This window comes from Citrobacter sp. RHBSTW-01013 (genome assembly GCF_013781985.1).
Lineage (GTDB): Bacteria > Pseudomonadota > Gammaproteobacteria > Enterobacterales > Enterobacteriaceae > Citrobacter > Citrobacter braakii.
The window spans coordinates 2,246,884-2,272,456 of sequence record NZ_CP056185.1 but is presented as its reverse complement, the minus strand read 5'-3'; the positions used below and the strand labels follow the sequence as shown (position 1 = coordinate 2,272,456).

The following is a 25,573-nucleotide window of genomic DNA, read 5'->3' as shown; positions in this document are numbered from 1 at the left end:
CTGGGAAAATAACTTACAGCGACGGCGAGGATACGTTGCTGCCGTGCATTACCAGCAGATGATCGGAGCCAGGAGGCATACCGTCCGGCTTAACGTTTTCCAGACGCAGGACATCGCCCATTATCTGGCTGAATACCGGCGCGGAGACTGCCCCCCCATAATAAGCACCGTTTTGCGGGTTATTTATAACCACAACCAGCGCGAACTTTGGGTCGCTCGCTGGCGCAACGCCCGCCGTATAGGCCACATATTTATCGACATATTTGCCGTCATCGCCAATTTTCTTTGCCGTTCCGGTCTTAACCGCGACGCGATAATCTCTGACCGCGGCCTTGGTTCCCCCGCCGCCGGGTAGCGCGACGCTTTCCATCATATGTTCAACCTGGTGAACCAACGCCTCCGGCATCACCCGCGTACCTATTACCGGCGGATCGATACGCGTAATAGAAAGGGGTCGATAGATACCAAAACTGCCGATGGTGGCATATACATGCGCCAGCTGGAGCGGCGTCACCATTAATCCATAACCAAATGCGAAGGTTGCCCGGTCCAGATCGCTCCAGTAGCGGCGTTGAGGCATTAATCCGCGACTTTCCCCGGTTAAACCCAGTCCGGTTGGATCGCCAAAGCCAAAGCTTTTATAGGTATTCAGTAATTTCTGTACCGGCATCGCCAGCGAAAGGTGTGACACGCCGGTATCGCTCGATTTCTGCAAAATCCCGGTCAGCGATAGCTCCGGGTAAAATCCGACGTCGCGGATGCGATGCCCATCAACAATAAAAGGATGAGTATCAATCACGCTGTCAGGCTGTACTATCCCCTGCTGCAGAGCGGTCATAATCACCAGTGGTTTTACGGTTGAACCGGGTTCAAAGGTATCGCTAATTGCACGATTACGAAAATCATCCAGTACCGCGCCATCACGGTTATTGGGATTGAAATCGGGAAAGCTTGCCATGGAGAGTATTTCGCCGGTGGCAATGTTGACCAGCACTGCGGCCCCTGATTCCGCTTTATTCCATGTCACGGCATTGTCCAGCGCGTCTTCAGTAACCGTCTGCAAGCGCTCATCAATGCTGAGCTGTAATTCATGCGCAGGCACCGGCATCACTTCCGTGATATTTTCGATGACATGGCCAAATTTGTCTTTCCGTACCAGGCGGGAGCCGGGTTTGCCCATCAACTGGCTATTGAAGCTTTTCTCCAGCCCTTCAATCCCCTGACCGTCAATGTTGGTGAAACCAATCAGATTGGCCGCAACATGTCCGGCGGGATAAAAGCGGCGGGACTCTTCACGCAGGTTGATTCCCGGCAGATCCAGTTTATCGACCCATTCTGCCTGCTGAGGAGAGATCTGGCGCGCCAGATAGATAAACCTCCCGGCTGGATTGCTGTTAACGCGTTCAGCCAGCGTGCTGAGAGAAATATGCAGCGTCTTCGCTAACGCCTGCCAACGTTCGTTATAGCCAACGCCACCCTTGCTGATAATCGTCTTCGGATCGGCCCAGACGGCGTTAACCGGAACGCTTACCGCCAGCGGTCGCCCTTCTCTGTCGGTTATCATTCCGCGTGGCGAAGCGATGGACACCTCGCGTAAGGAACGCATGTCTTCCTGTTTTACCAGATTCGTCGGCGTGACAATTTGCAACCACGCAACCCGCCCCAGCAGCAATCCAAGGCTCAATAATATTGCCACACAAAGCAGGGCAAAACGTACGGGAGTAAAATTGCGCGCATCGCCGTCGTTTTTCTTTTTCACCCGATCTCCAACAAGATAGTTTTTCAGGTGTCTGATTTAACGGGAAATGCCGCAAGAAAGCGGGGAAAACTATGCTACGAACCTCACGCCTTTGCAACAAAGCGCTAATGGATGGGCATTCAGTAATATTTTGACGTAATTTGAATTAAAAAGCCCCGCATAAGCGAGGCTTTATATCTGAGATGGATGCGCAAAAGCGCTTCAAATCAGTGGTGTCGATCAGATAGCTGTTACGTTAACAGCAGCCGGACCTTTCTGGCCGTCCTGAATTTCGAACTCAACGTTCTGGCCTTCAGCCAGAGTTTTGAAGCCGTTACCCTGGATAGCGGAGAAGTGTACGAACACGTCTTTGCTGCCATCAGCCGGAGTAATGAAACCAAAACCTTTAGACTCGTTGAACCACTTAACTTGACCTTTAATCTTTGCCATTTGCAAAATTCCTTAGAGTATTTTCTTCGCCCGCGGGCATAACATAGATAAAACTGAGACATTACTGCTTGAGGCACTAATATAAGGTTCGGCAGAGAAGCGGTATTCAACGTCAACGTGTTTACTCAGGACTTCTTTACTGAAAATGCCACACATAAACAGAACTGTACCTCGTTTAACCCAAAACGTGTTATCACATACAACGTTAATAATGGCAAGCCATTTTTAAACGTGTCTCGATCGGTCGCACAAATCCCGTCGTCCATCAAACAGCAACTGCACAGTTATGCGCCAGGTCGAGTAGAATTATATTCTCGCCTCTCTCCCCTATCCCCGCCTGACTTGCGCCATAGCCGGGATATTTCTACCATAGCTCAATAGCTTCAGTTGTTCCAGGTTATCTGTTACGGGTTCTGCCAGATATCATTTTTTATGCTTAGTAATGCATAAAATGTCACAAGCGTAAAAATGAGATCCGCCTTCTGGTTTTGCACCAAAATAATGAAAGAATGATGACAAGGCACAAAAAAAGTAAGAGAAACGTTTCGCTGTTAATAAAACGATCGTTATCACAAAAATGACATAATCATATTTTTTACGTATGGAAGATTATATTTATATCAGACTGGGGATAAGATATTAATTAGTCGGAGCATCTGAAAATACTGAGAATAGATGACTGCCCGGCCGCCAATTACACGACGGGGACAGAAGAAAATAATCTGACGCGCTGACGACAGGATGAAGCAACTGAGAACAACAACAGCCTTTCCTCATCCTGCCATACCTTTTTTACCGCTCAGCTACCAGGCGGATGATGTCATCGTCTTCATCCTTAATGGGCAGTGCAGTAGGCTCTGCCGCTTTCTCGGGTTCGTTAGCTTCGCAAAGGCGACGTAACAAAGCATTCTGTCTTTTTTGCTGATCTAACAATGCCTCAAGCAGCTCAATCTGCTCGTTAGTACGCGAACTTGCCCGATTGATAAAAAACCAAAGAACAAGCCCAACAATCAGAACCACCACCGATACCGCTAAAGGCGCAAAACTCAACGCGCCAGAATTCAAAACTTCGTTCATTTTACCACCTCAATGTAGACAGCGTAGTTTACCACTGCCGCACAAGAAGGTAATCAACTGTTGCGAAAATGCGCTTACCAGGGAATAAATTTATTGAAGGCACAAATACCGCTGAAAAATTGTACGTCCTGATCGCACATGATGTTGAACACCTGCGCCCACATCAGTATGCATACCAGTACAACAACAATCAGCACTACCCAGCGAATTTTTTTCACTCCAGCTCCACTCTTCAACTCCACATCTTATGTCTATAAATTATCATGCGTTACCTAAACCCAGCGTTAACTGTATAGGCATTCAATCTTTTTAGGAATGATTGACTTGTTTCATACCGTGTACAGGCTAATCTAATAACAATGAGAAAAGATAAGAGGTTGTAATGCGTCTGATTATCCGCGCTATTGTGTTGTTAGCTCTGGTTTGGATCGGTTTATTATTGAGCGGCTATGGGATTTTGATTGGAAGTAAGGAGAATGCTGCCGGTCTGGGTCTGCAATGCCAATATCTGACTGCCCGTGGAACCAGCACGGCACAGTACGTCCACACCAGTAGCGGTATCATTGGCCTGTCGGATTGTCCCCTGTTAAGGAAAAGCACGGTCATTATCGATAACGGCTAATAATGCAACATTACATTCGATACGTTATTTACGCCAGGTAACGTTATGACTGTTCATAAAAAACCCCAGGTACAAAATACCTGGGGTTTTTAACATTCGCGATTACGTCAGATTAGAACGGATAGTCGTTATAGCCCATTTGTTCTGAAATCTTGCGCGCTGCCGTATGCAGCATTGCCACATACTCGTGTAAACGCTCTTCTGAGAAACGCAGCGTTGGGAATGAAATACTCAACCCCGCAATAACCACGCCGAAACGGTCAAACACCGGTACGCCGATGCAGCGCAGGCCTTCTTCCTGTTCTTCGTTATCTTCGCCGTAACCCTGCTCACGTACTTTATCCAAGAGTACCAGTAATTCATCAGTATTCGTAATGGTACGATCGGTGCTGCGTTTGTACTCAATGCCATCCAGAATCTGCTTCACTTCATCGCGGTCACGCCATGCCAGCAGAACTTTACCGATAGCCGTACTGTACAGCGGATTACGACGACCAACGCGGGAATACATGCGCAGATTGTACATAGAGTCGATTTTGTGAATGTAGACGATGCTGTCTTCATCCAGCGCACCGAGGTGTACAGTCTCTTTGGTCAGGCGCGAAAGTTCGCGCATCTGAATGTCAGCGCTACGGATAAGATCGACGTTTTGCAACGCGCGCGCGCCCAGCTCGAATAATTTCAGGGTCAGTGAGTATTTCTCAGACTCCCCTTCCTGTGCCACATAACCCAGCGTTTTCATGGTCTGCAAAAAACGATAAACGGTGCTTTTCGACATCATGACGCGTTGCGACAACTCGGTAATACCAATTTCGCGCTCTTCACCCAGCGCCTGCAGAATGCCAAAAACTTTCAGCACGGAAGATACAGAATCGGGTTGCTTATCCAGATCTGCGATTGCCATTTATCACCCCTTTCGAGTGTTTTATAAAAATCAGAACCGGTTTTTATTATAATTTCACGTACCAACCCTCGCAATCGCTCTTTGCTCACTTAGTTACAAATCTGCGACCTAACACCTGAATATCAATGCTAAAATTATTACTCTCATCATAAATTCCACAAATATCGACTTTCTATGGAAAAAATTCAGGCCGATGGTCTGCCATTGCCCCAGCGATATGGCGCAATTTTAACCATTGTTATTGGCATTTCTATGGCAGTACTCGACGGTGCAATAGCGAACGTGGCCCTGCCAACTATCGCCGCCGATCTTCAGGCCTCACCTGCCAGCTCAATCTGGATTGTGAACGCCTATCAAATCGCGATCGTCGTTTCGCTCCTGTCCCTCTCTTTTTTAGGCGATATGTTCGGTTACCGGCGCATTTATAAGTGTGGCCTGGTCGTGTTCCTGCTTGCATCGCTATTTTGTGCCTTGTCAGATTCGTTGCACATGCTGACGCTGGCTCGCGTCGCCCAGGGTTTTGGCGGTGCGGCGCTAATGAGCGTGAATACGGCATTGATCCGACTTATTTATCCCCAGCGTCAGCTTGGGCGGGGGATGGGGATTAACTCTTTTATCGTCGCAGTCTCCTCGGCTGCGGGTCCGACCATTGCCGCAGCAATTCTTTCTATTGCCTCCTGGAAATGGCTGTTTCTGATTAACGTCCCGCTGGGAATAGTTGCCCTGTTGCTGGCGATGCGTTTTTTGCCAGCCAATGCGTCCCGCGGCACTAAACCACGCTTTGACCTGCCCAGTGCGGTAATGAATGCCTTAACGTTTGGCTTGTTAATTACGGCGCTCAGCGGCTTTGCACAAGGACAGTCGCTAAAACTGATTGGTGCCGAGCTTGTGGCGCTTATGGTGGTGGGTTTTTTCTTTATCCGACGCCAGCTCGCGCTGGAGGTGCCGTTACTGCCGGTTGACCTGTTACGCATTCCACTGTTTTCACTCTCGATTTGTACCTCGATATGTTCATTCTGCGCACAAATGCTGGCATTGGTTTCCCTGCCCTTCTTTATGCAAACGGTGCTCGGACGCAGCGAGGTCGAAACAGGCCTGCTGTTGACGCCATGGCCGCTGGCAACCATGGTGATGGCGCCGCTGGCGGGATATCTGATTGAACGCGTTCACGCCGGGCTGTTGGGCGCACTGGGCATGGCGTTGATGGCCAGCGGGTTGTTTTCGCTGGTGCTGCTGCCCGTTTCCCCCTCCGATTTTAATATCATCTGGCCGATGATTCTGTGCGGCGCAGGCTTTGGCTTGTTCCAGTCCCCAAATAATCACACCATCATCACCTCCGCGCCTCGTGAACGCAGCGGTGGGGCGAGCGGTATGCTGGGGACGGCGCGCTTGCTGGGTCAGAGTACCGGGGCCGCGCTGGTCGCGCTGATGCTAAACCAGTTTGGCGACAGTGGAACGCACGTCTCGCTGATAGCCGCAGGCATTCTGGCCTCGCTGGCAGCAATTGTGAGTGGATTACGCATTACGCAACCGCGAGTTCAGGCATAATAAATATCCTCCGGCATAGCCGGAGGTTTTTCGGATGCGCCTATAAGGCTCTGTTACCAGCCGCGCCCTAACAGGCGCATACGATCTGACATTTGCATCAGACTTCGTTACTTACGGCCCGTAAACGGGCTAACCGCATAAGGGATCGATAACTGCTCACCCATTTTATCTTCTGCAAGCTGGTGCTTTATGTATTCCTGTATCTTCACCGTGTTCTTACCCACCGTATCTACGTAGTATCCCCGGCACCAGAACTCTCTATTCCTGTACTTGAATTTCATATCCCCAAACTGTTCATACAGCATCAGACTGCTTTTCCCTTTCAGATACCCCATAAAGCCGGATACGCTCATTTTGGGTGGGATTTCCACAAGCATATGAATATGATCTACACAGCATTCCGCTTCCAGGATCCGCACGTTTTTCCACTCACACAGCTTTCTTAAGATGCTGCCTATCGCCCTGCGTTTCTCACCGTAGAATGCTTGTCTTCGGTATTTGGGCGCAAAAACTATGTGATATTTACAGTTCCATCGGGTGTGCGCTAAGCTCTTTTCGTCCCCCATTGGGACCCCCTTTTGATTTCTTGTTAAACATTTGCAGTTGCCAGACCGCAATGTGTTTTAACAAATCAAAAGGGGTTTTAATAACTGGCCCAAAGCTGAAAGCTTTCCGGAACCCCCAGCCTAGCTGGGGGTTTTCTGTGCACAAAAAAACGGGAACCTCTCGGTTCCCGTTTTCACACAACCCAGTATCTGGATTACATGTTTTCGATGATTGCGTCACCAAACTCAGAACACTTCAGCAGCTTAGCGCCATCCATCAGACGTTCGAAATCGTAGGTTACGGTCTTGGCGTTGATCGCGCCTTCCATACCTTTAACAATTAAATCAGCCGCTTCGGTCCAACCCATGTGGCGCAGCATCATTTCAGCGGACAGAATAATGGAACCTGGGTTCACTTTATCCTGACCTGCATACTTCGGTGCAGTACCGTGGGTTGCTTCGAACAGCGCACATTCGTCACCAATGTTCGCGCCCGGCGCGATACCAATACCACCAACCTGTGCGGCCAGCGCATCGGAGATGTAGTCGCCGTTCAGGTTCATACAGGCAATCACATCATATTCAGCCGGACGCAGCAGGATCTGTTGCAGGAACGCATCGGCTATAACATCCTTAACCACGATCTCTTTACCGGTTTTCGGGTTCTTGATTTTCACCCACGGACCGCCGTCGATCAGTTCACCACCGAATTCTTCACGCGCTAACTGGTAGCCCCAGTCTTTGAACGCGCCTTCGGTGAATTTCATGATGTTACCTTTGTGTACCAGGGTAACAGAATCACGATCGTTAGCGATGGCGTATTCGATCGCCGCACGAACCAGACGTTTAGTCCCTTCTTCAGAACACGGTTTGATACCAATACCGCAATGCTCCGGGAAGCGGATTTTCTTCACGCCCATCTCTTCGCGCAGGAATTTAATCACTTTCTCGGCATCTGCAGAGTCCGCTTTCCATTCGATACCTGCGTAGATATCTTCGGAGTTTTCACGGAAGATGACCATGTCGGTCAGTTCAGGGTGCTTAACCGGGCTAGGCGTGCCCTGGTAATAACGCACCGGGCGCAGGCAGACATACAGGTCAAGTTCCTGACGCAGGGCAACGTTCAGAGAGCGAATACCGCCGCCAACTGGGGTGGTCAGTGGGCCTTTGATGGCAACACGATATTCACGAATCAGATCAAGGGTTTCAGCAGGCAGCCAGACGTCCTGGCCATAAACCTGAGTGGATTTCTCGCCGGTGTAGATTTCCATCCAGGAGATTTTACGCTCGCCTTTATAGGCTTTCTCGACAGCAGCATCGACAACTTTGATCATCGGTGGGGTTACATCAACGCCGATACCGTCGCCTTCAATGAACGGGATAATCGGATTTTCAGGAACGTTGAGTTTGCCGTTTTGCAGGGTGATCTTCTTACCTTCCGCCGGAACAACTACTTTGCTTTCCATTCACCTCTCCTTCGAGCGCTTCTGGTTCTGCTCGTCTGTCATCGCGCTGCATGTGCGTTTGCGTCCTGCTGCACGAATGCGTTAGAGCAATTTTTTGTTAATGTTTTGTAATGAGCATGTCAATACTACCCTAATGTTCGTCGCCATGAAAGACACTCGTTCTTAGGCTATAATGCGGCAATTGATATAATCTGAAAATACCATGCAAAAAACTTCTTTTAGAAATCACCGGGTTGAGCGATTCAGCTCACGACAAGTCACCAAACAGCGTAAAGAAAACCAGCCAAAACGCGTGGTTTTGTTCAATAAACCCTACGATGTTTTGCCACAATTTACTGACGAGGCGGGCAGAAGCACGTTAAAAGATTTTATTCCCGTGCCGGGAATCTATGCTGCGGGCCGACTCGACCGGGATAGCGAAGGACTTTTGGTGCTGACCAATGACGGCGCGCTGCAGGCGCGGTTAACGCAACCTGGCAAGCGCACGGGGAAAATCTATTACGTCCAGGTCGAAGGCGAGCCGACAGCAGAAGCGCTGGATGCGCTGCGTACCGGGGTGACGCTCAATGATGGTCCCACGCTACCCGCAGGTATTGAAATAGTAGAGGAACCCACCTGGCTGTGGCCGAGAAACCCGCCTATTCGGGAACGGAAAAATATCCCCACCCGTTGGCTGAAAGTTACTTTATATGAAGGCCGTAACCGCCAGGTTCGTCGTATGACAGCGCATATTGGATTCCCGACGCTGCGCCTCATCCGCTATGCCATGGGAGATTACACGCTGGAAAATCTCGCCAACGGTCAATGGCGGGATGCAACTAACTGAATAAGGAACAGGTATGTTCAAACCGCACGTCACGGTCGCCTGCATTGTGCATGCAGAAGATAAGTTCTTAGTCGTTGAGGAAACAATCAATGGCAAAGCCCTGTGGAATCAACCTGCAGGACATCTGGAAGCGGATGAAACCCTGGTGCAAGCCGCCGCTCGCGAACTGTGGGAAGAAACGGGCATCAAAGCGCAGCCGCAACACTTCATCCGGATGCATCAATGGATTGCGCCGGACAAAACGCCCTTTTTACGTTTTCTGTTTTCTATCGAGCTTGCCAATATGTGCGCTACTGAACCTCATGACAGCGATATAGATTGCTGTCGCTGGGTCAGCGCAGAAGAGGTTCTCTCAGCGCCAAATCTGCGTTCGCCGTTGGTTGCGGAGAGTATTCGTTGCTACCAGAGCGGACAGCGCTACCCGCTGGCGATGATCGGCGAATTTAACTGGCCGTTTACAGAGGGTGTCAAGTAAGGGGCTGCGTGCTAGAATATGCCGCCTTGAAGTTCAATGTCGTGAGTATTCCTATGTCTGAAAGCCCAAAAAAAGTGATCGTCGGCATGTCCGGCGGTGTCGATTCCTCCGTTTCTGCCTGGCTGTTGCAACAACAGGGTTATCAGGTCGAAGGCCTGTTCATGAAGAACTGGGAAGAGGACGATGGCGAGGAATATTGCACAGCGGCCGCCGATCTTGCAGATGCGCAGGCTGTCTGTGACAAACTCGGCATTGAACTGCATACCGTCAACTTTGCTGCAGAATACTGGGACAACGTCTTTGAACTGTTCCTTGAAGAGTACAAAGCGGGCCGTACGCCAAACCCCGATATTCTGTGCAATAAAGAAATCAAGTTTAAAGCCTTCCTCGAGTTTGCCGCCGAAGATTTAGGTGCCGATTATATCGCCACCGGTCACTATGTGCGCCGCGCCGACGTCGACGGCAAAAGCCGCCTGCTGCGTGGACTCGATGGCAATAAAGACCAGAGCTATTTCCTCTACACGCTCGGTCATGAACAAATCGCGCAAAGCCTGTTCCCGGTAGGCGAACTGGAAAAACCGCAGGTGCGTAAAATTGCCGAAGATCTCGGTCTGATTACAGCCAAGAAAAAAGACTCAACCGGTATCTGCTTCATCGGCGAACGTAAGTTCCGCGAGTTTCTCGGTCGTTACCTGCCCGCTCAGCCTGGCAAAATCATCACCGTTGATGGCGAAGAGATTGGCCAACATCAGGGGCTGATGTACCACACGCTGGGTCAGCGTAAAGGTCTGGGCATTGGCGGGACGAAAGAAGGCACGGAAGATCCGTGGTACGTGGTGGATAAAGACGTCGAGAACAACATTCTGGTTGTTGCTCAGGGTCATGAACACCCGCGTCTGATGTCCGTTGGCCTGGTGGCGCAACAGCTGCACTGGGTCGATCGCGAACCGTTCACCGGCACAATGCGCTGCACAGTGAAAACCCGCTATCGTCAGACCGACATTCCGTGCACCGTTAAGGCGCTGGATGCTGAGCGTATTGAAGTCATTTTCGACGAGCCAGTCGCGGCGGTAACGCCGGGTCAGTCGGCTGTCTTTTACAATGGCGAAGTGTGCCTCGGCGGCGGCATTATCGAACAACGATTGCCTCTGCCGGTATAATTACTTACACATCTAATACAAGGAAGCAGTGAACGTGGCAAAGAATTATTATGACATCACCCTCGCTCTGGCAGGCATTTGTCAGTCGGCACGCCTGGTGCAGGAACTGGCGCACCAGGGGCATTGTGATGCCGATGCATTACACGTTTCACTGAACAGTGTCATCGACATGAATCCCAGCTCTACGCTGGGCGTGTTTGGCGGTAGCGAGGCCAACCTGCGTTTAGGTCTGGAAACGATGCTCGGCGTGCTCAACGCCAGCAGTCGTCAGGGGCTGAACGCGGAACTCACCCGCTACACGTTAAGCCTGATGGTGCTGGAGCGTAAGCTGTCAGCCGCTAAAGGCGCTATGGACACGCTGGGAGACCGCATCAACGGCTTGCAGCGCCAACTGGACCATTTTGATTTGCAGTCAGAAACGTTGATGAGTGCGATGGCAGGCATTTATGTTGACGTCATCAGCCCACTCGGCCCACGTATTCAGGTTACGGGCTCCCCGGCCATCCTTCAGAGCCCACAGGTTCAGGCTAAAGTACGCGCTTCCCTGCTGGCTGGCATTCGCGCTGCCGTGCTCTGGCATCAGGTTGGTGGAGGCCGTCTGCAACTCATGTTTTCTCGTAATCGCCTGACGACTCAGGCTAAACAAATTCTTGCTCATTTAACCCCGGAGTTGTGATCTATGGAATTATCCTCACTGACCGCCGTTTCCCCTGTCGATGGACGCTACGGCGATAAAGTCAGCGCGCTGCGCGGGATTTTCAGCGAATACGGTTTGCTGAAATTCCGTGTACAAGTTGAAGTACGCTGGCTGCAAAAACTGGCCGCGCACGCAGCGATCAAGGAAGTTCCTGCTTTTGCTGCCGACGCAATCGGTTTCCTTGATGCGATTGTCGCTAACTTCAATGAAGAAGATGCTGCGCGTATCAAAACCATTGAGCGTACGACCAACCATGACGTGAAGGCAGTTGAGTATTTCCTGAAAGAGAAAGTGGCAGATATCCCGGAACTGCACGCTGTTTCCGAGTTCATCCACTTCGCGTGTACCTCAGAAGACATCAACAACCTGTCTCACGCGCTGATGCTGAAAACCGCCCGTGACGAAGTTGTTCTGCCGTACTGGCGCAAGCTTATCGACGCGGTGAAAGATTTGTCCGTACAGTATCGCGATATTCCTCTGCTCTCCCGTACCCACGGTCAGCCAGCCACCCCGTCTACGCTGGGCAAAGAAATGGCTAACGTGGCTTACCGTATGGAGCGTCAGTACCGCCAGCTCAATCAGGTCGAAATTCTCGGCAAAATCAACGGTGCAGTCGGTAACTATAACGCCCACATCGCCGCTTATCCGGAAGTGGACTGGCATCAGTTCAGCGAAGAATTTGTCACCTCGCTGGGCATCCAGTGGAACCCGTACACCACGCAGATTGAGCCGCACGACTACATTGCCGAGCTGTTTGATTGCATCGCCCGTTTCAACACTATCCTGATCGACTTCGACCGCGATGTCTGGGGTTACGTGGCGCTGAACCATTTCAAACAGAAAACCATCGCGGGTGAAATTGGTTCCTCCACCATGCCGCACAAGGTGAACCCAATCGATTTCGAAAACTCCGAGGGTAACCTGGGCCTGTCTAACGCGGTTCTACAGCATCTGGCGAGCAAACTGCCGGTCTCCCGCTGGCAGCGAGATCTGACGGACTCTACCGTTCTGCGTAACCTGGGCGTGGGGATTGGCTATGCGCTGATCGCTTATCAGTCCACGCTGAAAGGTGTGAGCAAACTGGAAGTGAACCGCGATCATCTGCTGGATGAACTGGATCATAACTGGGAAGTGCTGGCAGAGCCGATCCAAACCGTGATGCGTCGCTATGGCATTGAAAAACCATATGAGAAGCTGAAGGAGCTGACCCGCGGCAAACGCGTTGACGCCGAAGGTATGAAGCAGTTTATCGACGTTCTGGCGCTGCCTGAAGACGAGAAAACGCGCCTGAAAGCAATGACGCCGGCCAATTACATTGGTCGCGCCGTCACCATGGTTGATGAACTGAAGTAATCTGTTTTACGCCTGTCAGGCCTGCATCATATCGTAGGCCTGCCAGGCGTAGCGCCATCAGGGATTATTGAGTCTTATGGCATTTCCGGCGGTGTAATGCCAAAGTGGTTCCACGCCCGCACCGTTGCCATACGTCCGCGCGGAGTTCGCTGCAGAAAACCTTGCTGAATCAGATACGGCTCCAGCACGTCCTCAATGGTTTCACGCTCTTCCCCAATCGCCGCCGCCAGGTTATCCAGTCCTACCGGTCCACCGAAGAACTTATCGATAACCGCCAGCAGCAGCTTACGGTCCATATAATCGAATCCTTCCGCATCCACATTGAGCATATCCAGTGCCTGAGCGGCGATATCTGCTGAAATTGTGCCGTCATGCTTCACTTCGGAGAAGTCGCGTACCCGGCGTAATAAACGGTTGGCGATACGCGGCGTACCACGGGCGCGGCGTGCCACTTCCAATGCGCCTTCATCGCTCATTTCCAGTCCCATAAAGCGGGCGCTGCGTCCAACAATGTGCTGCAGGTCTGCCACCTGATAGAATTCCAGGCGCTGTACAATACCGAAGCGGTCACGCAGCGGAGACGTTAACGAACCGGCGCGCGTCGTCGCCCCGATCAGGGTAAACGGCGGCAGATCGATCTTAATCGAACGTGCGGCTGGTCCTTCGCCAATCATGATATCCAGCTGATAATCTTCCATCGCCGGATACAGCACCTCTTCCACCACCGGTGACAGGCGATGGATTTCATCGATAAACAGCACATCGTGCGGTTCAAGGTTGGTGAGCATTGCCGCCAGATCGCCCGCTTTTTCCAGTACCGGACCGGAAGTGGTGCGCAGATTAACGCCCATTTCATTGGCAACAATATTGGCAAGCGTGGTTTTACCGAGACCTGGAGGACCGAAAATCAGCAGGTGATCGAGGGCTTCACCGCGCAGCTTCGCCGCCTGGATAAAAATCTCCATTTGCGAACGCACCTGAGGCTGGCCAATATACTCTTCCAGCAATTTGGGGCGGATCGCGCGATCCACCAGATCTTCAGGGGTCGTGCTGACAGCCGAAATCAGGCGATCTGCTTCAATCATCCTTTACCTCACAATGCCGCGCGAAGCGCTTCACGAATCAGGGTTTCACTGCTGGCATCAGGGCGAGCAATTTTGCTCACCATGCGGCTGGCTTCCTGTGGTTTATAGCCTAACGCCACCAGCGCAGCAACCGCTTCCTGCTCGGCGTCATCCGTTGCAGGACTGGCCGGAGAGGTCAGGACCAGATCCGCCGCAGGCGTGAAGAGATCGCCATGCAGGCCTTTAAAGCGGTCTTTCATTTCCACAATTAAGCGCTCTGCGGTTTTCTTACCTATACCCGGTAATTTCACCAGCGCGCCAAGCTCTTCGCGCTCAACGGCATTAACGAACTGCTGTGCAGACATACCGGAGAGGATCGCCAGCGCCAGCTTCGGCCCGACGCCATTGGTTTTGATTAACTCTTTAAACAGCGTGCGTTCTTGTTTGTTGTTAAAACCATATAGCAGTTGAGCGTCTTCACGCACCACAAAATGGGTGAAGATAATCGCTTCCTGCCCGGCTTCCGGCAACTCGTAGAAACAGGTCATCGGCATATGGACTTCATAGCCTACTCCGCCGGTTTCCAGAAGGACCAACGGGGGTTGTTTTTCAAGAATGATGCCTCTGAGTCTGCCTATCACGTGACGCTCCTGCGTTAAGGGCTAAAAGGTAATGCGCTATCATAAAAAAAGGCTGGATAGATATCCAGCCTCATTTGTCACTAACGTAACCGACCTCGCGCCAGATTCAGCCGCGACTCGCTCATTTGCATGGCGTTCTGGCTGACGTGGCAATGGGTAATAGCAATCGCCAGCGCATCCGCGGCATCCGCCTGCGGATTTGCCGGGAGTTTTAGCAGCGTGCGTACCATATGCTGAACCTGGCTTTTTTCCGCGCTGCCGATACCCACCACGGTCTGTTTTACCTGGCGGGCCGCGTATTCAAAGACCGGAAGATCCTGATTGGTAGCCGCAACGATTGCCACGCCGCGCGCCTGCCCCAGCTTTAGCGCCGAGTCGGCATTCTTCGCCATAAAGACCTGCTCAATGGCAAAATAGTCGGGCTGGAACTGGGTGATGATTTCCGTCACGCCCGCATAAATCAACTTCAGACGTGATGGAAGATCGTCGACTTTGGTGCGAATGCAGCCGCTACCGAGGTAGGTCAGCTGTCTGCCGACCTGACGGATTACGCCATAACCGGTGATGCGCGACCCCGGGTCAATGCCGAGAATGATAGACATCACGCATCTCCTGTTAGTTTATGGCTTAACCACATCATTCGAGCGTTGCAGCAACCTCATCGGAGATTTCGCCGTTGTGGTAAACTTCCTGCACGTCATCGCAGTCTTCCAGCATATCGATCAGACGCATCAGCTTCGGCGCCGTTTCTGCATCCATATCCGCTTTGGTGGAGGGGATCATAGACACTTCAGCCGCGTCCGCTTTCAGACCTGCCGCTTCCAGCGCATCACGCACTTTGCCCATCTCTTCCCACGCGGTGTAAACGTCAATCGCGCCGTCGTCGAAGGTCACAACGTCTTCAGCGCCCGCTTCCAGTGCCGCTTCCATAATGGCGTCTTCGTCGCCTTGTTCAAAAGAGATCACGCCTTTTTTGCTGAACAGGTAAGCTACGGAACCGTCGGTACCGAGGTTGCCGCCCGTTTTAGTGAATGCGTGACGCACTTCCGCAACGGTACGGTTACGGTTGTCAGACAGACACTCAATCATAACGGCTGTTCCGCCAGGACCGTAACCTTCATAGATGATGGTTTCCATGTTCGCATCATCGTCGCCACCAACACCACGCGCGATTGCACGGTTCAGGGTGTCACGGGTCATGTTATTTGCCAGCGCTTTATCAACTGCGGCGCGCAGACGTGGGTTAGCATCCGGATCGCCGCCGCCCAGTTTGGCTGCCGTCACCAGCTCACGAATGATTTTGGTGAAAATTTTACCGCGTTTAGCATCCTGCGCTGCTTTACGATGTCTGGTGTTGGCCCATTTACTATGACCTGCCATAAATAATCTCTCCAAAAAGCGCGCCTTCTCAGGCGACGTTAATTACAAACTCTTCAATCGCCTGCCGGTTACTCCACGACTTGGTTAACTGCGCGGCTTCGTGCGCATTAACCCAACGGTAGGTCAGATGTTCGGTGAACACGATCTCTCGTTCAGAGGGAAGTGCCAGGCAAAACCAGGATTCAGTATTACGCTCAATTCCCGGCGCATAGCGATGACGTAAATGGCTAAAAATCTCAAATTCCACCGTGCGCTGACAGTCAATTAAGGTCAGTTGCTCAGTCGCAACATCAATGGCGACCTCTTCCTTTACTTCGCGCATCGCGGCTTGCGACGCGGTTTCACCCTCTTCAAGGCTGCCGGTGACCGACTGCCAGAAATCAGGATCGTCGCGTCGCTGTAACATCAGCACTCTCCCGGTGTCCTTTGCATAAATCACGACTAACACCGAGACAGGCTGTTTGTATCTCATATCAGTTATTCTCGGCCTTCTTAACAACCTGAATGCTCAGTTCCGCCAGCGCGGCTTCATTGGCAAAGCTTGGTGCTTCAGTCATCAGACATGCTGCAGCCGTGGTTTTCGGGAAGGCAATAACGTCACGAATGTTGTCAGTACCGGTCAGCAGCATAGTCAGACGATCCAGACCAAACGCCAGGCCCGCATGCGGCGGTGTACCGTATTTAAGCGCATCCAGCAGGAAGCCGAACTTCTCGCGCTGTTCTTGCTCGTTAATGCCCAGAATGCCGAATACGGTCTGCTGCATATCACCGTTGTGAATACGCACGGAACCACCGCCCACTTCATAGCCGTTGATGACCATATCGTAAGCGTTGGCAACCGCGTCTTCCGGCGCAGCTTTCAGCTCAGCGGCAGTCATGTCTTTTGGCGCGGTGAACGGGTGGTGCATCGCGGTCAGCCCGCCTTCACCATCGTCTTCAAACATCGGGAAGTCGATAACCCACAGCGGCGCCCATTTGGCTTCGTCGGTAATGTTCAGGTCTTTGCCCAGTTTCAGACGCAGCGCGCCCATCGCGTCGGCCACCACTTTCTTGTTGTCGGCACCGAAGAAAATCATGTCGCCGTCTTGCGCACCGGTACGCTCCAGAATCGCATCTACGATTTCTGCGTTCAGGAACTTAGCAACCGGGCTGGTGATGCCTTCCAGGCCTTTCGCACGCTCGGTGACTTTGATGTAAGCCAGACCTTTCGCGCCGTAAATCTTAATAAAGTTGCCGTAATCGTCGATCTGCTTACGGCTTAAGCTCGCACCGCCCGGTACACGCAGGGCAGCCACGCGGCCTTTCGCATCGTTCGCCGGACCAGAGAACACGGCGAACTCAACGCCTTTCACCAGATCGGCAACGTCAACCAGTTCCATCGGGTTACGCAGGTCTGGTTTATCAGAACCGTAACGACGCTCGGCTTCGGCAAAGGTCATGATCGGGAAATCACCCAGATCCACACCTTTAACTTCCAGCCACAGGTTACGCACCAGCGCTTCCATCACTTCACGCACCTGCGGCGCGGTCATGAAGGAAGTCTCAACGTCGATCTGAGTAAATTCAGGCTGACGGTCAGCACGTAAGTCTTCATCACGGAAGCATTTTACGATCTGATAGTAGCGGTCAAAACCGGACATCATCAGCAGCTGTTTAAACAGCTGAGGAGACTGCGGCAGCGCGTAGAACTTACCTTTATGAACACGAGAAGGAACCAGGTAATCGCGCGCGCCTTCCGGCGTAGCTTTGGTCAGCATCGGAGTTTCGATGTCGAGGAAGCCGTGATCGTCCATAAAACGACGCACCAGGCTGGTAATTTTGGCACGCGTTTTCAGGCGCTGCGACATTTCAGGGCGACGCAGATCCAGGTAGCGATACTTCAGTCGCGCTTCTTCGGTGTTTACATGGTTAGAGTCCAGCGGCAGCGAGTCTGAACGGTTGATGATGGTCAGATCGGAGGCCAGCACTTCAATTTCGCCAGTCGCCATATCGGCGTTGACGTTTTTCGCGTCACGCGCACGCACGGTGCCCGTAACCTGGATACAGAACTCATTACGCAGTTCGGAGGCCAGCTTTAACGCATCCGCACGGTCCGGATCGAAAAATACCTGCACGATACCTTCGCGGTCGCGCATATCGATAAAGATCAGGCTACCAAGATCACGACGACGGTTGACCCAACCACACAGAGTCACCTGCTGCCCCTCGTGGGACAGACGTAGCTGTCCGCAATATTCTGTACGCATGAGATATCCCTTAACTTTGCCGCAGGCGGATTGTCACCTGTCTCGCAGGTGACGAAGTCGCAGCTTTAGCTGAATGTCACAACTGAATGAAAAAAGGCGGCTATTATACTGGAAATTCTGCCGCACGATAAGTCCGGTACTGACTGTACGCCTGTTTCCTGGACGGGCATTGCGTAATCTCACAAAAAATAACAAAAATTGTCGTCCCTTTCACACTGATTCGCGATTAAGGTGTAACGGAATTCTTTTTTTACTGGAGTGATCATGCTGGAACTGAACGCAAAAACAACCGCTCTTGTTGTTATTGATCTACAGGAAGGTATCCTGCCTTTCGCTGGCGGCCCATACTCGGCAAACGACGTGGTTGCCCGCGCCGCGCAGTTGGCGGAAAAATTCCGTGCCCACGGTTCCCCGGTGGTAATGGTGCGCGTCGGCTGGTCTGCCGATTATGCCGAAGCGCTGAAACAGCCAGTTGATGCTCACGCTCCGGCCAAAGCGTTACCCGAAAACTGGTGGAATTACCCGAGCGCTCTGGGTAAATGCGCCAGCGACCTCGAAGTGACCAAACGCCAGTGGGGAGCTTTCTACGGCACCGATCTGGAATTACAACTGCGTCGTCGGGGCATCGAGACCATCGTCCTGTGCGGCATTTCCACAAATATTGGCGTGGAGTCAACGGCGCGAAATGCGTGGGAGCTGGGTTTTAATCTGATCGTTGCAGAAAACGCCTGTAGTGCCGCCAGCGCTGAGCAACATCAGGGCAGCATGACGCATATTTTCCCGCGTATCGCACGCGTACGCAGCGTGGACGAGATCCTGCAAGCGCTATGATTTATATCGGTTTACCCCAGTGGGCGCATCCCAAATGGGTGCGTCTGGGGATCACCAGCCTTGAAGAGTATGCCCGCCACTTTAACTGTGTGGAGGGCAATACCACGCTGTACGCGCTGCCAAAAGCCGACATTGTGGCCCGCTGGCATGCGCAGACTACCGATGCGTTTCGATTTTGTTTTAAGTTTCCGGCTACCATTTCGCATCAGGCCGCGCTGCGTAATTGCGATGACCTGGTACAAGAGTTTTTCACGCGCATGTCGCCACTTGAATCACGCATTGGACAATACTGGCTGCAATTACCCGCAAGTTTTGGCCCGCTCGACCTGCCTGCCTTGTGGCAGTTTCTCGATGCGCTCCCCAAATCCTTTACCTACGGTGTGGAAGTTCGCCATCCGGACTTCTTTGCCAAAGGCGAAACAGAGCAGCTATTCAATCGAGGCCTACATGAGCGCGGGGTAAATCGGGTGATTCTGGACAGTCGACCAGTACATGCCGCAATACCACATACTGAAGCGATACGTGACGCCCAGCGCAAGAAGCCAAAGGTTCCGGTGCATGCGGTGGTGACGGCAAACCATCCGATGGTACGCTTTATCGGCAGCGATAATATGGCACAAAACAGCGCGCTTTTTGCCGTCTGGCTGACCAAGCTGTCGCAATGGCAACAAACCACAACGCCGTATCTGTTTTTACATACCCCGGATATCGCGCAGGCCCCGGAGCTTGTCGATACGCTATGGGCAAATTTACGCAGCGCCCTGCCAGAGATCGGATCAGCTCCGTCTATTCCACAGCAATCTTCTCTTTTCTGAAAATGCCACCTATCATAGTCAATGCCATCAGCCATTTTAAAAGGGAGTTTGTATGGTAAGCGCGCTTTATGCCGTATTGGGTGCGTTATTGTTAATTAAGTTCTCCTTTGACGTCGTTCGCCTGCGCATGCAATACCGCGTTGCATATGGTGACGGAGGTTTTAGCGAACTACAAAGCGCTATCCGCATTCACGGTAATGCGGTGGAATATATTCCCGTCGCATTGGTGCTGCTGTTATTTATGGAAATGAACGGCGCTGAAACGTGGATGGTGCATATTTGCGGGCTGATTTTGATTGCCGGACGACTGATGCATTATTACGGATTTCACCACCGGCTTTTCCGCTGGCGCCGTTCAGGCATGAGCGCGACCTGGTGTTCGCTGTTGCTAATGGTGCTGGCGAATCTTTGGTATATGCCCTGGGAGTTGGTTTTCTCCCTGCATTAGCGCACAATACGCCACTTTATTTTTCCCGGATTTTTACGTTATGTCTCACCGCGACACGCTTTTTTCTGCGCCTATCGCCAGTCTGGGTGACTGGACCTTTGATGAACGGGTAGCTGAAGTCTTCCCGGATATGATCCAGCGATCCGTTCCTGGCTATTCCAATATCATTTCCATGATTGGGATGTTGGCCGAACGTTTCGTACAACCCAACACACAGGTCTACGATCTGGGCTGTTCTCTGGGCGCGGCGACGCTCTCGGTGCGTCGCAATATTCATCACGAGAATTGCAAAATTATTGCCGTTGATAACTCCCCGGCCATGGTTGAGCGCTGCCGCCGTCATATTGACGCCTATAAAGCGCCGACACCGGTTGACGTTGTCGAAGGCGATATTCGCAACATTACTATCGAAAACGCCTCGATGGTGGTGCTGAATTTTACCCTGCAATTCCTTGAGCCACCTGAGCGCCAGGCATTGTTGGATAAGATTTATCAGGGGCTGAACCCCGGCGGCGCGCTGGTGCTGTCTGAAAAATTCAGTTTCGAAGACGCTAACGTTGGCGAGCTGCTGTTCAACATGCACCACGATTTCAAACGGGCAAATGGCTATAGCGAGCTGGAAATCAGCCAAAAGCGCAGCATGCTGGAGAACGTGATGCTGACCGACTCGGTCGAAACGCACAAAGCGAGACTGCATCAGGCGGGCTTTGAACACAGCGAATTGTGGTTCCAGTGCTTTAACTTTGGTTCTCTGGTGGCACTGAAAGCTGAGGTTAGCGCATGATCGACTTTGGTAACTTTTATCAACTGATTGCCAAAAATCACCTTTCCCATTGGCTGGAAACGCTCCCGGCGCAAATCGCGACCTGGCAGCGCGATCAGCACGGCTTGTTTAAGCAGTGGTCAAATGCGGTCGAGTTTCTGCCCGAGCTAACGCCGCATCGCCTGGACTTACTGCATAGCGTTACCGCCGAAAGCGATGAGCCGCTCAGCGACGGTCAGCTCAAACGTATCGACACCCTGATGCGTAACCTGATGCCATGGCGTAAAGGGCCGTACTCGTTGTACGGCGTCAATATAGATACCGAGTGGCGCTCGGACTGGAAATGGGATCGCGTTCTGCCGCACTTGTCTGACCTCACCGGGCGCACCATTCTTGATGTCGGCTGCGGGAGTGGATATCACATGTGGCGCATGATTGGCGCGGGGGCGCATCTGGCGGTTGGCATCGATCCTACCCAGCTGTTTCTGTGCCAGTTTGAGGCAGTACGTAAACTGCTGGGCAATGACCAGCGCGCTCACCTGCTGCCGCTGGGTATTGAGCAGCTTCCGGCGCTCAACGCCTTTGATACCGTATTCTCCATGGGAGTGCTTTATCACCGCCGTTCACCGCTGGAACACCTGTGGCAGTTGAAGGATCAGTTGGTGAAAGATGGCGAACTGGTACTGGAAACGCTGGTCGTCGAAGGTGATGAAAATACCGTACTGGTACCGGGCGATCGCTACGCGCAGATGCGTAACGTTTACTTTATTCCTTCTGCGCTGGCGTTAAAAAACTGGCTGGAAAAATGTGGGTTTGTTGATGTGCGCATCGCTGATGTCTGCGTCACCACCACCGAAGAGCAGCGCCGCACCGAGTGGATGATAACCGAATCACTGGCCGACTTCCTCGACCCGAACGATCACAGCAAAACGGTGGAAGGCTACCCGGCCCCATTACGCGCGGTATTGATTGCACGTAAGCCGTAGTTACTTTTGCCAGATAGCACTCTTTCTGCAAAATAGTTCAACTTGCAGCAAGGCAGACAGCTCCGTTGCGGCTTGAAATATGCAGGATAAAAAAAGGCCCCTGTTGAAATTGCAGGGGCCTGGTACGAGCAAGCATCATATTGGGCGACATGATGCAACGGTAAAAATCAGCTGGCCTGGTGGTGTGCAATGATTGCTTTCATTTCCGCAACCGCCGCCCCGTCTACTGCATAGCGTGAATACTCATCCGCCTGTGCATCCGAAGACATCGACAACCCCGAATTGCGATAACGCATGGGAGAAGCCAGCCATACTCCGGCAGAACTGTGGACTTCCTGCACTCCAGCATCAAGGAACAGGGACAAATTCGAGGCGCGAACCCCCGCTCCGGCCATAATGATTGGAGCATCCCCCTGCGCAATAAGTTCCATAATTTTTGTTAAACCTTGCGCCGCATCTGATTTTTGCCCGGAAGTCAGCACTCTGGCGATGCCCAAATCAGCTAATTTTTTTAGCGCATTGAGTGGGTTAACGCACATGTCAAAGGCCCGATGAAAAGTGACGTGCAGCGGTCCCGCCGCGATCATTATTTTCTCCATGCGCGGCATATCGACATTACCGTCTGCATCTAAAATGCCGGTTACCAACCCTGAGAACCCCAGATCTCTTACCATCGCAATATCATTCAGCATTGCAGAGAATTCACCGTCGGTGTAACAAAAGTCGCCCCCACGCGGGCGAATAATGGGATTGACCGGAATCGAGATATGCTGGCGAACCGAACGCAAGACGCCCAGGGACGGCGTTAAGCCCCCCTCTTTGGGCGCCGAGCAAAGCTCAATGCGATCCGCGCCGTTTTGCTGCGCCGTGCGCGCGCACTCCATGCTGTAACAGCAGATTTCCAGTAATGCCATACTCACTCCTGACGTTCGCTTGCCACAATGGCTTCAATCGACCACGGATGGAATTTTATCGTCACGCTGCCATCGCTGACCGCCAGCGTTGGATTCGGTAAACGTTCGCGCTCGCCTTTTGGCGAACTGGTTTTTACAAATATACCCGGCTGGCTCAGCCCGTGATCTGAAAGCAGCGCCAGCGCTCGTGCATTCAGCGTCTCCACCTCACCCGGCAGAACAATTTCAACATGCTCCCAGCCTTCATGCGGATAACGCTTTTCGCCCGGCCACGGCAGTTCTACGATAGTAAATTGCCAGTGTTGCACACAAACTGGCTCATCGAGTTTGAACAAGCAAATCGGTCGGCCATTGATGATATTTTCTGACAACAATTCGCCACACTGTTCAAACCCACGACGCCAGCGCTCTGCGGTGGTATTTTGATGACAACGCAGAGAAATGTGATCGGCTTCAAGCGATGAGATATCCAGCCCAAGGCGAGTGGAAAGATCCGTTAACGCCTGAATGAAATGCGGTAAATCTGCGGAAATATCATGCAATTCTGCAACTGTCTGCCAGTTCGCCATAATGAAAGCTCATATCCATATTCAAAGCCGCTAATTTACCCTGTTGCGCAGCCCCAACCAACTGCTGATTTTCTTAAGCGCAATATGAATAATTATACGTAATGACAATGTTTATATTTCAGGCTGCTGGCGATACTCGCAATGCTGACGGCAACGGGCATTTGCAGTATACTCCCGCCCTTAATTCTTAAACTGGTGCGGTGCATTTTAAGCCGCTTCATAAATGTAAGGTATTCCGGTGAATATTCAGGCTCTTCTCTCAGAAAAAGTCAGTCAGGCCATGATTGCTGCAGGCGCGCCTGCAGATTGCGAACCGCAGGTTCGTCAGTCAGCAAAAGTACAGTTCGGCGACTATCAGGCTAACGGCATGATGGCTGTCGCTAAAAAACTGGGTATGGCGCCGCGACAACTGGCTGAGCAGGTGCTGACTCATTTGGATCTCAACGGGATCGCCAGCAAAGTTGAAATTGCAGGCCCGGGCTTTATCAATATTTTTCTCGATCCGGCATTTCTGGCGCAGCACGTTCAGCAGGCGCTGGCTTCCGATCGTCTGGGCGTCACCCAACCGGCTAAACAAACCGTTGTGGTTGATTACTCCGCACCTAACGTAGCGAAAGAGATGCACGTTGGTCACCTGCGTTCCACCATCATCGGTGACGCTGCGGTGCGTACGCTGGAGTTCCTCGGTCACAATGTTATCCGCGCCAACCACGTCGGCGACTGGGGTACTCAGTTCGGTATGCTCATCGCATGGCTGGAAAAACAGCAGCAGGAAAATGCTGGCGAGATGGCGCTGGCTGACCTTGAAGGTTTCTACCGTGATGCGAAAAAACATTACGACGAAGATGAAGCCTTCGCGGAACGTGCCCGGAGTTATGTCGTGAAGCTGCAAGGCGGCGACGAGTACTTCCGTGAGATGTGGCGCAAACTGGTCGACATCACCATGTCGCAAAACCAGTTAACCTACGATCGCCTGAACGTCACCCTGACCCGTGACGACGTCATGGGTGAAAGCCTGTACAACCCGATGCTGCCTGGCATCGTGGCCGATCTCAAAGCTAAAGGCCTGGCTGTTGAAAGCGAAGGCGCTACCGTCGTATTCCTTGATGAGTATAAGAACAAGGAAGGTGAACCGATGGGCGTAATCATTCAGAAGAAAGATGGCGGCTATCTCTACACCACGACCGACATCGCCTGCGCCAAGTACCGTTATGAAACGCTGCATGCCGACCGCGTACTTTATTACATCGACTCCCGTCAGCATCAGCACTTAATGCAGGCCTGGACCATCGTGCGTAAAGCCGGTTATGTGCCGGACTCTGTGCCGCTGGAACACCACATGTTCGGTATGATGCTGGGTAAAGACGGCAAGCCGTTCAAAACCCGCGCGGGCGGCACGGTTAAACTGGCCGATCTGCTGGATGAAGCGCTGGAACGCGCACGCCGTCTGGTAGCGGAGAAGAACCCGGACATGCCTGCCGACGAGCTGGAAAAACTGGCGAATGCGGTCGGTATCGGCGCGGTGAAATATGCCGATCTGTCCAAAAACCGTACCACCGACTACATCTTCGACTGGGACAATATGCTGGCGTTCGAAGGGAATACTGCGCCGTATATGCAGTACGCTTACACCCGCGTACTGTCCGTGTTCCGTAAAGCGGATATCGACGAAAGCGCGCTGGCAAATGCGCAGGTGATTATCAGTGAAGATCGCGAGGCTCAGCTGGCAGCGCGTCTGCTGCAGTTTGAAGAAACGCTGACTGTTGTTGCACGTGAAGGTACGCCGCACGTGATGTGTGCGTACCTGTACGACGTTGCCGGTCTGTTCTCCGGCTTCTACGAGCACTGCCCTATCCTTAGCGCTGAAAACGAAGAGATTCGTAACAGCCGCCTGAAACTGGCACAGTTGACGGCGAAAACCCTGAAGCTGGGTCTGGATACGCTGGGTATCGAAACCGTAGAACGTATGTAAATCAGCTCACCTATCAGGCCTGACTCCGAAATTCGGACTCAGGCCTTTTTTATTTCTGTAACAGGCCATCTGTAACAACTCAC

The 25,573-nt window shown here is 52.1% G+C and carries 29 protein-coding genes; 13 read left to right on the top strand and 16 right to left on the bottom strand.

Annotated elements, in window-relative coordinates:
• Positions 1-13: 13 nt before the first annotated feature.
• From ftsI to mgrB, 5 genes are all read right to left on the bottom strand, one after another.
• Positions 14-1,759: a peptidoglycan glycosyltransferase FtsI gene (gene ftsI, locus HV350_RS11025; RefSeq protein ID WP_016153400.1), complete on the bottom strand. Its 1,746-nt coding sequence runs from the start codon at positions 1,757-1,759 to the stop codon at positions 14-16.
• 219 nt (positions 1,760-1,978) lie between these two features.
• Positions 1,979-2,188, bottom strand: a complete 210-nt coding sequence (gene cspE / locus HV350_RS11020) for a transcription antiterminator/RNA stability regulator CspE (protein WP_001062678.1) — start codon at positions 2,186-2,188, stop codon at positions 1,979-1,981.
• A gap of 12 nt (positions 2,189-2,200) precedes the next feature.
• Positions 2,201-2,344: a DUF2627 domain-containing protein gene (locus HV350_RS11015; RefSeq protein WP_006684179.1), complete on the bottom strand. Its 144-nt coding sequence runs from the start codon at positions 2,342-2,344 to the stop codon at positions 2,201-2,203.
• Positions 2,345-2,980: 636 nt separating this feature from the next.
• Positions 2,981-3,265 carry a YebO family protein gene (locus HV350_RS11010; RefSeq protein ID WP_047358298.1) on the bottom strand — a complete coding sequence of 95 codons (285 nt, stop codon included), beginning with the start codon at positions 3,263-3,265 and terminating at the stop codon, positions 2,981-2,983.
• Positions 3,266-3,339: 74 nt separating this feature from the next.
• The gene (mgrB, locus tag HV350_RS11005; RefSeq protein WP_016153402.1) at positions 3,340-3,483 is read right to left on the bottom strand and encodes a PhoP/PhoQ regulator MgrB; all 144 of its coding nucleotides are present in this window, start codon (positions 3,481-3,483) and stop codon (positions 3,340-3,342) included.
• A gap of 164 nt (positions 3,484-3,647) precedes the next feature.
• Here mgrB and HV350_RS11000 point away from each other — a divergent pair, with 164 nt between their 5' ends.
• Positions 3,648-3,887: a YobH family protein gene (locus HV350_RS11000; protein ID WP_016153403.1), complete on the top strand. Its 240-nt coding sequence runs from the start codon at positions 3,648-3,650 to the stop codon at positions 3,885-3,887.
• A 112-nt stretch (positions 3,888-3,999) separates the two neighbouring features.
• Here HV350_RS11000 and kdgR read toward each other — a convergent pair whose 3' ends face one another.
• Entirely contained in the window at positions 4,000-4,791 is a 792-nt protein-coding gene (kdgR, locus tag HV350_RS10995) for a DNA-binding transcriptional regulator KdgR (RefSeq protein WP_003833778.1), read from the bottom strand.
• A gap of 174 nt (positions 4,792-4,965) precedes the next feature.
• On the opposite strand from kdgR, the gene HV350_RS10990 reads away from it, so the two are divergent.
• Positions 4,966-6,339, top strand: a complete 1,374-nt coding sequence (locus tag HV350_RS10990; RefSeq protein WP_016153405.1) for an MFS transporter — start codon at positions 4,966-4,968, stop codon at positions 6,337-6,339.
• A gap of 107 nt (positions 6,340-6,446) precedes the next feature.
• On the opposite strand, the gene tnpA is transcribed toward HV350_RS10990, so the two are convergent.
• Both tnpA and icd read right to left on the bottom strand, forming a co-directional pair.
• Positions 6,447-6,905: an IS200/IS605 family transposase gene (gene tnpA, locus HV350_RS10985; RefSeq protein WP_181628790.1), complete on the bottom strand. Its 459-nt coding sequence runs from the start codon at positions 6,903-6,905 to the stop codon at positions 6,447-6,449.
• Between the two features lie 194 nt (positions 6,906-7,099).
• Positions 7,100-8,350, bottom strand: coding sequence for an NADP-dependent isocitrate dehydrogenase (icd, locus tag HV350_RS10980; protein ID WP_003841892.1), 1,251 nt, complete (start codon positions 8,348-8,350; stop codon positions 7,100-7,102).
• A gap of 202 nt (positions 8,351-8,552) precedes the next feature.
• Here icd and rluE point away from each other — a divergent pair, with 202 nt between their 5' ends.
• Genes rluE through purB form a run of 5 tightly spaced genes read left to right on the top strand, consistent with a single transcriptional unit; the run spans position 8,553 to position 12,861 of the window.
• On the top strand, positions 8,553-9,176 hold the full coding sequence (gene rluE / locus HV350_RS10975) for a 23S rRNA pseudouridine(2457) synthase RluE (RefSeq protein ID WP_181630479.1): 624 nt from the start codon (positions 8,553-8,555) through the stop codon (positions 9,174-9,176).
• Positions 9,177-9,189: 13 nt separating this feature from the next.
• Entirely contained in the window at positions 9,190-9,651 is a 462-nt protein-coding gene (locus HV350_RS10970) for an NUDIX hydrolase (RefSeq protein ID WP_016153407.1), read from the top strand.
• A 53-nt stretch (positions 9,652-9,704) separates the two neighbouring features.
• Complete coding sequence (gene mnmA / locus HV350_RS10965; protein ID WP_003832402.1) at positions 9,705-10,811, top strand: tRNA 2-thiouridine(34) synthase MnmA; 1,107 nt, start codon at positions 9,705-9,707, stop codon at positions 10,809-10,811.
• 34 nt (positions 10,812-10,845) lie between these two features.
• Positions 10,846-11,487 (top strand): high frequency lysogenization protein HflD, encoded by a 642-nt coding sequence (hflD, locus tag HV350_RS10960; RefSeq protein WP_016153409.1) that lies wholly within the window; start codon positions 10,846-10,848, stop codon positions 11,485-11,487.
• Positions 11,488-11,490: 3 nt separating this feature from the next.
• Positions 11,491-12,861, top strand: coding sequence for an adenylosuccinate lyase (gene purB, locus HV350_RS10955; protein WP_181630477.1), 1,371 nt, complete (start codon positions 11,491-11,493; stop codon positions 12,859-12,861).
• Between the two features lie 74 nt (positions 12,862-12,935).
• On the opposite strand, the gene ruvB is transcribed toward purB, so the two are convergent.
• From ruvB to aspS, 6 genes are all read right to left on the bottom strand, one after another.
• Entirely contained in the window at positions 12,936-13,946 is a 1,011-nt protein-coding gene (ruvB, locus tag HV350_RS10950; RefSeq protein WP_016153411.1) for a Holliday junction branch migration DNA helicase RuvB, read from the bottom strand.
• Between the two features lie 8 nt (positions 13,947-13,954).
• Positions 13,955-14,566: a Holliday junction branch migration protein RuvA gene (gene ruvA, locus HV350_RS10945; protein ID WP_016153412.1), complete on the bottom strand. Its 612-nt coding sequence runs from the start codon at positions 14,564-14,566 to the stop codon at positions 13,955-13,957.
• 80 nt (positions 14,567-14,646) lie between these two features.
• The gene (gene ruvC, locus HV350_RS10940; RefSeq protein ID WP_003034867.1) at positions 14,647-15,168 is read right to left on the bottom strand and encodes a crossover junction endodeoxyribonuclease RuvC; all 522 of its coding nucleotides are present in this window, start codon (positions 15,166-15,168) and stop codon (positions 14,647-14,649) included.
• 34 nt (positions 15,169-15,202) lie between these two features.
• A complete protein-coding gene (locus HV350_RS10935) occupies positions 15,203-15,946 on the bottom strand; it encodes a YebC/PmpR family DNA-binding transcriptional regulator (protein WP_016153413.1) in 744 nt (247 codons plus the stop codon).
• Between the two features lie 28 nt (positions 15,947-15,974).
• Positions 15,975-16,418, bottom strand: coding sequence for a dihydroneopterin triphosphate diphosphatase (gene nudB, locus HV350_RS10930; RefSeq protein ID WP_016153414.1), 444 nt, complete (start codon positions 16,416-16,418; stop codon positions 15,975-15,977).
• Between the two features lies 1 nt (position 16,419).
• A complete protein-coding gene (gene aspS / locus HV350_RS10925; protein WP_181630475.1) occupies positions 16,420-18,192 on the bottom strand; it encodes an aspartate--tRNA ligase in 1,773 nt (590 codons plus the stop codon).
• A 264-nt stretch (positions 18,193-18,456) separates the two neighbouring features.
• Between aspS and HV350_RS10920 the strand changes: the two genes are divergently transcribed.
• The 5 genes from HV350_RS10920 to cmoB are packed head-to-tail and all read left to right on the top strand — an operon-like array spanning position 18,457 to position 22,035.
• Positions 18,457-19,023: a hydrolase gene (locus HV350_RS10920; RefSeq protein ID WP_181500321.1), complete on the top strand. Its 567-nt coding sequence runs from the start codon at positions 18,457-18,459 to the stop codon at positions 19,021-19,023.
• Positions 19,020-19,838 carry a DUF72 domain-containing protein gene (locus HV350_RS10915; protein WP_181630474.1) on the top strand — a complete coding sequence of 273 codons (819 nt, stop codon included), beginning with the start codon at positions 19,020-19,022 and terminating at the stop codon, positions 19,836-19,838. Before HV350_RS10920 ends, HV350_RS10915 begins: the two co-directional genes overlap by 4 nt.
• 52 nt (positions 19,839-19,890) lie before the next feature.
• A complete protein-coding gene (locus HV350_RS10910) occupies positions 19,891-20,286 on the top strand; it encodes an MAPEG family protein (RefSeq protein ID WP_016153418.1) in 396 nt (131 codons plus the stop codon).
• A 40-nt stretch (positions 20,287-20,326) separates the two neighbouring features.
• Positions 20,327-21,070 (top strand): carboxy-S-adenosyl-L-methionine synthase CmoA, encoded by a 744-nt coding sequence (gene cmoA / locus HV350_RS10905; protein ID WP_016153419.1) that lies wholly within the window; start codon positions 20,327-20,329, stop codon positions 21,068-21,070.
• The gene (gene cmoB / locus HV350_RS10900) at positions 21,067-22,035 is read left to right on the top strand and encodes a tRNA 5-methoxyuridine(34)/uridine 5-oxyacetic acid(34) synthase CmoB (RefSeq protein ID WP_016153420.1); all 969 of its coding nucleotides are present in this window, start codon (positions 21,067-21,069) and stop codon (positions 22,033-22,035) included. The genes cmoA and cmoB overlap by 4 nt, the downstream gene beginning before the upstream one ends.
• A 167-nt stretch (positions 22,036-22,202) precedes the next feature.
• On the opposite strand, the gene cutC is transcribed toward cmoB, so the two are convergent.
• Positions 22,203-22,949, bottom strand: coding sequence for a copper homeostasis protein CutC (gene cutC, locus HV350_RS10895; RefSeq protein ID WP_103928317.1), 747 nt, complete (start codon positions 22,947-22,949; stop codon positions 22,203-22,205).
• 2 nt (positions 22,950-22,951) lie between these two features.
• Positions 22,952-23,518 (bottom strand): VOC family protein, encoded by a 567-nt coding sequence (locus HV350_RS10890; RefSeq protein WP_016153422.1) that lies wholly within the window; start codon positions 23,516-23,518, stop codon positions 22,952-22,954.
• A 238-nt stretch (positions 23,519-23,756) separates the two neighbouring features.
• Between HV350_RS10890 and argS the strand changes: the two genes are divergently transcribed.
• Complete coding sequence (gene argS / locus HV350_RS10885; protein WP_016153423.1) at positions 23,757-25,490, top strand: arginine--tRNA ligase; 1,734 nt, start codon at positions 23,757-23,759, stop codon at positions 25,488-25,490.
• Positions 25,491-25,573: the final 83 nt, after the last annotated feature.